This window comes from Mycobacterium sp. E796 (genome assembly GCF_001672815.1).
Taxonomy (GTDB): Bacteria; Actinomycetota; Actinomycetes; order Mycobacteriales; family Mycobacteriaceae; genus Mycobacterium.
On sequence record NZ_LZKK01000372.1, the window covers coordinates 23,053 to 30,381 of the forward strand.

Here is a 7,329-nt window from a genome sequence, read left to right on the forward strand (position 1 = left end):
TTCCTAGGATTCGCGGGTGACGTCGAGCAACCCCGCGCCGGCGCGTGTGTCCTTGCGCGGTGTCAACCGAACGTTCGGCAAGCACGCCGTGCTGGACGACGTCGACGTCGAGATCGAGCCGGGCGAGGTGGTCGCGTTGCTCGGATCGTCCGGAAGCGGCAAGTCGACGCTGTTACGGCTCATCGCCGGCCTGGACCGCCCGACGGACGGGCGGATCGAGATCGACGGCGTTCCGGTTCGCGGGATCGATCCGCGCTGCGCCATGGTCTTTCAGGAACCTCGACTGTTGCCATGGCGAAACCTGGCGGACAATGTGGCCTTCGGCCTGCCTCGCGGCACCACCCGGTCGAAAGGGCCAGCCGTGGTGCAACATTGGCTCGATGTGGTAGGGCTGCGTGAATTCGGCAACCACTATCCGCGGCAGGTGTCCGGCGGTATGGCCCAACGCGCAGGGCTCGCCCGCGCCCTCGCCCGGCGACCCAGCGTGCTGCTCCTCGACGAGCCGTTGGCGGCGCTCGACGCATTGACTCGGCTGCGGATGCAGGACCTGCTCGACACGGTGCAGCAGGAGGCGGGCACCACCACGCTCCTGGTGACACACGACGTCGACGAGGCAGTGATCCTGGCCGACCGCGTGCTGATCCTGCGTGCCGATGACCGCGCCGAAACCGGGGGCGTCGCAACTATTGCCGCGACGTTCGACATCACCATTCCCAAACCGCGCGATCGTGGCGACCCGCGCATTGTCGGGCTGCGCGATCGGTTGTTGGACGAACTCGGCGTGCGCCGGCACGGCGCTGCCGGCGATGAGGAGGCAAAAGCAGAATGAAAGCCCGTTATCTAGCGGCAATTTCGGTTTTCGCGGTGGCCGCCGCCGTGTCCGCCTGCGGTTCGAAAGCGGGTCCGACGGCTTCGAAGGACATCCGACTGGATTACGCCTATTACAACCCCCTGAGTTTGGTGGTGCGGGACCAGCGCCTGCTCGAGGGCCGGGGTTACAACGTCACCTGGGTTCTTTCGGCGGGCAGTAACAAGGCCAACGAGGGGCTCCGCTCACAAGCGCTGGACTTCGGGTCGACCGCAGGTTCGGCCGCATTGGTCGCGCGGGCCAACGGCACACCGATCAAGATCGTCGACGTGTACAGCAAGCCGGAATGGACGGCCCTGGTTGTCCCGAAGAACTCCCCGATCAACTCGGTGGCCGACTTGAAGGGCAAGAAGATCGCGGTTACCAAGGGGACCGATCCGTACTTCTTCCTGTTGCAATCGCTTGCGACGGCCGGGCTTTCGCCTGCCGACGTGGAGATCATCAATCTGCAGCATGCCGACGGTAAGACCGCCCTGGAGCGCGGCGACGTGGATGCCTGGTCAGGACTGGACCCGTTCATGGCCCAGACCGTCCAGCAGCAAGGCTCGCGGTTGTTGTACCGCAACCCGGATTTCAATTCCTACGGCGTGCTGAACGCCCGCGAGGACTTCATCACCGCGCATCCGGATCTCGTCCAATCCGTGGTCAATAGCTATGAGGAGGCCCGGAAATGGGCGAAGGCGCATCCCGACGAGTTGGCGGCGTTGCTGGCCTCGCAGGCGAAGGTGACACAGAGCGTGGCCCAGGAGGAGTTGCAGCGAACGGCATTGGACATCCAACCCGCGCCGGGCGATCCTCAGCGCGCGGTCCTGACCAACATCTTGCCGATCGCCGTGGCGGACTCGGACATCAAATCCGACGAAGCCGGGCGCGGCGCCTTGAACACGATCATCGACCCGCAGTACGCCCAGCACGCATCCTGAGGTTGCGCGCCGCGCCGGTGGCGGGGCTCGTCGTTCCGCTGCTGCTGCTGGCGACATGGCAACTCGTCACTGCTGCGGGGCTTTTCTCCGCGAGTCAGTTGCCGCCGCCCGGCGATGTGGGGGCCGCCCTCGGCGGGCTGCTCCGCCACGGTGAACTGTGGACCCACCTGCAAGCCAGCCTGTTGCGGGTGGTGCTCGGCTACCTGGCCGGCGCGGCGGCCGCGCTCGCGCTTGGTTCCCTGATCGGTCTGTCGGGTGCCGCGCGCAGCCTGCTGGCGCCGACGGTGGCGGCGCTTCGCACGGTGCCGTCGTTGGCGTGGGTGCCGTTGCTGCTCTTGTGGTTTGGGATCGATGAGACGCCGAAGGTGTTGCTGGTCGCCATCGGCGCGTTCTTCCCCGTCTACACGACGACGGCGTCGGCACTTGCGCACGTCGACCCTCAGCTCCTGGAGGTGGGCCGCGCCTATGGGCGACACGGTGCCGCGTTGTTGAGAACGGTGATGCTGCCGGCGGCGGCCCCGGAGTTGGTGAACGGCCTGCGATTGGGCCTGGCGAATGCGTGGCTGTTTCTGGTGGCGGCGGAGCTGATCGCCTCGTCGAAGGGTCTCGGTTTCCTGCTTATCGACAGCCAGAACACCGGACGCACGGATGTGATGCTGCTGGCGATCGTCCTGCTCGCCGCGTTGGGCAAACTCAGTGACGCCGCGCTGGGCGCGGTCGAGCGCCGGATGGTGAGGCGGCGCACTTAGCCCAACGGAACTGTCCCGGCCATGTGCCTATAGCGGTGGCACCGGCTCCGGTTCTGCGGTCGTGGCCTCGGTGTGCCGGCGGCCAACGTGCGCTTCGGCGCGCATCCGTTCCACCATGTGCGGATAGTGCAATTCGAACGCGGGCCGCTCCGAACGGATCCGGGGCAGCTCGGTGAAGTTGTGCCGCGGCGGCGGGCAGCTCGTTGCCCACTCCAGCGAGTTGCCGTGGCCCCACGGGTCGTCGACGAGCACCGGTTCGCCGTAGCGCCAGCTCTTGAACACGTTCCACACGAACGGCAGCACCGAGATACCGAGAATGAATGCCCCCGTTGTGGAAACAACGTTCAGTGTTTGGAACCCGTCGGTGGGTAAGTAGTCGGCGTAGCGGCGTGGCATCCCCTTATCGCCCAGCCAGTGCTGCACCAGGAACGTGGTGTGGAAGCCGATGAGGGTCAACCAGAAGTGCAGCTTGCCCAGCCGCTCGTCCAGCAGTCGGCCGGTCATCTTCGGAAACCAGAAGTAGATGCCCGCATAAGTGGCGAACACGATCGTGCCGAACAGCGTGTAGTGGAAGTGCGCGACCACAAAATAGGTATCGCTGATGTGGAAGTCCAGCGGCGGGCTGGCTAGCAGCACGCCGGTCAGACCGCCGAGCAGGAAGGTGACCATGAAGCCCAGCGTGAACAGCATCGGCGTCTCGAAGGTCAGCTGGCCTCTCCACATCGTGCCGATCCAGTTGAAGAACTTGATCCCGGTGGGCACCGCGATCAGATACGTCATGAACGAAAAGAACGGCAGCAGAACGGCTCCGGTGGCGTACATGTGGTGCGCCCATACCGCGACCGAGAGTGCGGCGATCGCCAGCGTCGCGTACACCAGCGTGGTGTAGCCGAAGATCGGTTTGCGCGAAAACACCGGGATGATCTCGGACACGATGCCGAAGAACGGCAGCGCGATGACGTATACCTCGGGATGGCCGAAGAACCAGAACAGGTGCTGAAACAGGACCACGCCGCCGTTGGCCGCGTCGTAGACGTGCGCGCCCAGGTGGCGGTCGGCGGCCAGACCGAACAGCGCGGCGGTCAACAGTGGAAAGACAATCAGCACAAGCACACTGGTGACCAGGATGTTCCAGGTGAATATCGGCATCCGGAACATCGTCATGCCCGGTGCGCGCATGCAGACCACGGTGGTGATCATGTTCACCGCGCCCAGGATGGTGCCCAGCCCGGCGACGATGATGCCCATGATCCACAGGTCGCCACCGGCCCCAGGTGAGTGGACCGCGTCGCTCAGCGGGGTGTAGAAGGTCCAGCCGAAGTCCGCGGCCCCGCCCGGGGTGATGAACCCGGACGCCACGATGAGCCCACCGAACAGGAACAGCCAGAATGACAAGGCATTCAGCCGCGGGAACGCCACGTCCGGGGCGCCGATCTGCAGCGGCAGCACCAGGTTGGCGAAGCCGAACACGATCGGTGTGGCGTAGAACAGCAGCATGATGCCGCCATGCATGGTGAACAACTGGTTGTACTGCTCATTCGACAAGAACTGCAGGCCCGGGGCGGCCAACTCGGTCCGCATCAGCAGCGCCAGCAAGCCGCCGATGAAGAAGAAGATGAAGCAGGCGACGCAGTACATGATGCCGATCATCTTGTGATCGGTAGTAGTGACGAGCTTGTAGATCAAGGTGCCCTTCAGGCCCTGCCGGGGCGGAAATGGCCGGCGAGCTTCGAGTGCGGCGACGGACGGCGCCTCAGCGGTCACGATCTACCTCCAAGGAACGTGGCAAACTGGCCGAGCAATCGGCAGGCCGCCCAAGTATTCCGGGCCACGGCCGCCCGGACCTAGGGTCAAACGTCCCAAAAATGAGGTGACCGCGACGAGGGCGGCTTGCTGGAAAGGACAGCCTCACCACACCTGAAGTGGGCGTGACGACTGAATGCGGACACGGCTTCTACGACATGCCGCCGTTCCTCAGGGTCAGCTCGCTCGGCGGCTCGTCGTTCAGCACGGCGCGGGCCAGCAATTCGCCGAGCAGCGGCCCGAACTTCATCAGGTTGCTGCCGACGAACGCGACGACGCGACCCCTCCGGGCCACCGTCCAGCCGTCGCCACCCGAGTCCAGCCACGGGGCGCGAACCGTGACGCAGTCCACCCGGTCCACCGGCGACAGCGATGGAAACAGTGCGTGCACGGTCGCGGGGTCGGGCACCTCCTGCCCGAACGCCCAGCGCCCCGTGCTGCCCAGCGGTAACCCATATCCCTCGGGCGCGGAAAGGCATGCGGCGCCGGCCGCTTCGGCGCCCTCGTAGGTGAAGCGGGTGTGCGGGGCGAATTCGATGCCCAGCGGACCGAACAGGTCCGGCGTCCCGACACCCGCGCAGATGAGCACGCGGTCCGCGTGCACGACCGTGCCGTCCGAGAACGTCGTCGTGCCGTCGTCTTCGACCGATACGACCTTGCCGCGCTCGATGGCGGCGCGTTGCGCGAGGGCGTCGCGCGCGCGGCGGATGCGAAGGCTCCCGCCCTGCGGATCGAACACTGCGGATTCCCACGGCGCGGCCAGGAATGGGATTCGCGCGGTGATTTCTGAGCGGTCAAGCCGAAAGTAAGCGGCGCCGGCATCGTCCATTGCGGCCGCAATGTCCCGGCCGGCGTCGGCGGCGATGAAACCCTCCGTGCCCAGCAGGCGTCCGGCGCCGAACTCGGTCTCCCAGCGCCGCCAGCCGTCGCGGGCCCGCATGGCGAGCCTGCACAACACGGCGCGCCGATGCGCGATGCGGAAGATTCGCGCCAGTCCCGCTGATTGTTCAGCGAAGGGTGCACCGCATTCGAACACGACCGCGTGTTCCCCGCGCCGGGACAGCTCATAGGCGGCCGCCAGCCCACAGATGCCCGCGCCGACGATGACGATCATCGTTAGAAGTAAAACCCTGCGTGCGGGGCGTCGGGGACCGCGAACAGCCGATCGGCGATGGCGAGCGCTTGCGGGTCATCGGCGCGGGCCAGCCCGGCGATGGCCAGGCCGCGCCACGTCGCGCCCCCGAGCAGCGCGGCGCCGAGCGCTTCGACTCCGGTGTGCAACTGGGCCGGTCGGTCCGTCGGCTCCGCGCCGGCGGCGGTGACGGTGAAGCTGGCCGAATTCTCCGGCAACAGGGGGTCGTCGACCGCGATGGTGACCTCCCCTTCGCCGACATATCCGCGCGCCGCCAACGCCTTTCGCGCGTCGACGACACGCAGCCACGTCTCGTCGTGCACCGCGGTAACCCGCGCGGCTCGCCGATCTACGAGCAGCCAGGGCAACGGAGCATCGGCGGGCAGCATCCAGAACACCACGCGATCGATGAGATCGAGCCCGAGCAGGAAACGCAGCAACCCGACGTAGGCCTGCATCGTGGGCGCGAAGAAGTCCTCGACCGCGATGGTCCGCTGGTCGCTGACGAACCAGGCATCGGTGTCGACGGGGCGGTAGCGAGCGAATCCGGACTCCGATCCCGGTTCGCCGTGCACCGCGACATACGAAGCGCCCGGCGAGGATTCGGCGCGCACCCGCAGGCTGCGCCACCACACCGCCGGGCGGTCGATGGTTCCCGGGCGGGACGGACGATTCTCGGCGTAGATCCGGGGCAGGAGGTCCCAGGATTCGCCCACCTCCACCAGCCGCACCGGACCGCCGGCCGCCACCCCTGGGCGCAGGGCGGCCCGCGCGGTCTGAACCTCGACCGTCTGCGACGAACTCGCCACGCTGTAGCCGTACCGCTCGTAGATGGTCGCCTCCGAGGCGCGCAGCGTGGCGACCGCTTCGCCCCGCGCGGCGATGTCCCGAAGCTGATGATCTATCAGGTCGGTGGCGATGCCTTTTCGGGTGAACGACGGCAGCACCCCGATGTGGGTCACGGCGGCATGGCCGACGATCGCGCCGCCGGGAAGCGTCAGTCCGCTCGTCACCGCGTCGGCGGTGCCGACGAGTTGCCCTGAAACGAAAGCGCCGATCGTGCGGCCGGGTTCCACCAGCCCGGTGATCTGGCCGGGCGCCAGGTTCGTCAGCGGCGGGAACCCGACCATGGCGGCGCGAAACACGTTGGCCGCAGCGATGAGGTCGTCCTCGCCCTCGAGGACGCGAATGTCGGTGCTCATGCCGCCATCATGTCTCGTGCCGTCGGCGGCAGTGCCCGCACCTCCCTCGGGCACCCGCTGAGTGGGGCCACAACCCAGCTTGCCCTCCGCTCGGCAGGAACATAGCGTCGACGGCAGATGACTCCTCGATTCTTCTGGTTCTTGCCCACCACCGGTGACAGCCGTTCGATTGTCGGCGGATCACACGCATCGTCGAACCGCGCCATTCCGAACGGATATCGCCCGCCGAGCCGCGGCTATCTGGCGGAAGTGGCTCGCGCCGCGGACCGGCTGGGTTTTGAGGGCGTGCTGACACCGACCGGGACTTGGTGCGAAGACGCGTGGCTGACCTCGGCAGCCTTGCTGGCGGAGACCGAGAAGCTCAAGTTTTTGGTCGCATTCCGCCCTGGGCTGGTGCCTCCCACCCTGGCCGCGCAGCAGACCGCGACGCTGCAACGATTTTCCGGTGGACGGGTGCTGCTCAACGTCGTCAGCGGCGGCGACGATGCCGAACAACGCCGTTTCGGCGACTGGCTCGGCCACGACGAGCGCTACGCACGCACCGCCGAATTCCTACAGATCGTCACCTCGGTGTGGACGCAGGAGTCGGTAGATTTCACCGGCAAGGGATTCGGCGGCGCCGACACCCTGGCGTCGGCGACTCTGTAGTACT

General features: G+C 66.7%; 6 protein-coding genes and 1 pseudogene. 4 read left to right on the top strand and 3 right to left on the bottom strand.

From position 1 onward, the window contains the following. Positions 1-46: 46 nt before the first annotated feature. Genes A5706_RS30925 through A5706_RS30935 form a run of 3 tightly spaced genes read left to right on the top strand, consistent with a single transcriptional unit; the run spans position 47 to position 2,540 of the window. Positions 47-829, top strand: a complete 783-nt coding sequence (locus tag A5706_RS30925) for an ABC transporter ATP-binding protein (protein WP_197518037.1) — start codon at positions 47-49, stop codon at positions 827-829. Then, a complete protein-coding gene (locus tag A5706_RS30930) occupies positions 826-1,791 on the top strand; it encodes an aliphatic sulfonate ABC transporter substrate-binding protein (protein WP_068140173.1) in 966 nt (321 codons plus the stop codon). Before A5706_RS30925 ends, A5706_RS30930 begins: the two co-directional genes overlap by 4 nt. A 38-nt stretch (positions 1,792-1,829) precedes the next feature. Then, entirely contained in the window at positions 1,830-2,540 is a 711-nt protein-coding gene (locus A5706_RS30935; RefSeq protein WP_082964758.1) for an ABC transporter permease, read from the top strand. Positions 2,541-2,567: 27 nt separating this feature from the next. On the opposite strand, the gene ctaD is transcribed toward A5706_RS30935, so the two are convergent. The 3 genes from ctaD to A5706_RS30950 form a co-directional block, all read right to left on the bottom strand. Then, positions 2,568-4,304 carry a cytochrome c oxidase subunit I gene (gene ctaD / locus A5706_RS30940; RefSeq protein WP_068140176.1) on the bottom strand — a complete coding sequence of 579 codons (1,737 nt, stop codon included), beginning with the start codon at positions 4,302-4,304 and terminating at the stop codon, positions 2,568-2,570. 190 nt (positions 4,305-4,494) lie between these two features. Further along, positions 4,495-5,457, bottom strand: a complete 963-nt coding sequence (locus A5706_RS30945; RefSeq protein ID WP_068140179.1) for an FAD-binding oxidoreductase — start codon at positions 5,455-5,457, stop codon at positions 4,495-4,497. Positions 5,458-5,459: 2 nt separating this feature from the next. Beyond that, the gene (locus A5706_RS30950; RefSeq protein WP_068140181.1) at positions 5,460-6,677 is read right to left on the bottom strand and encodes a GNAT family N-acetyltransferase; all 1,218 of its coding nucleotides are present in this window, start codon (positions 6,675-6,677) and stop codon (positions 5,460-5,462) included. A gap of 117 nt (positions 6,678-6,794) precedes the next feature. Between A5706_RS30950 and A5706_RS30955 the strand changes: the two are divergent. Next, positions 6,795-7,313 (top strand): annotated as a pseudogene (locus A5706_RS30955) (LLM class flavin-dependent oxidoreductase); the annotation flags it as partial. Positions 7,314-7,329 lie beyond the last annotated feature (16 nt).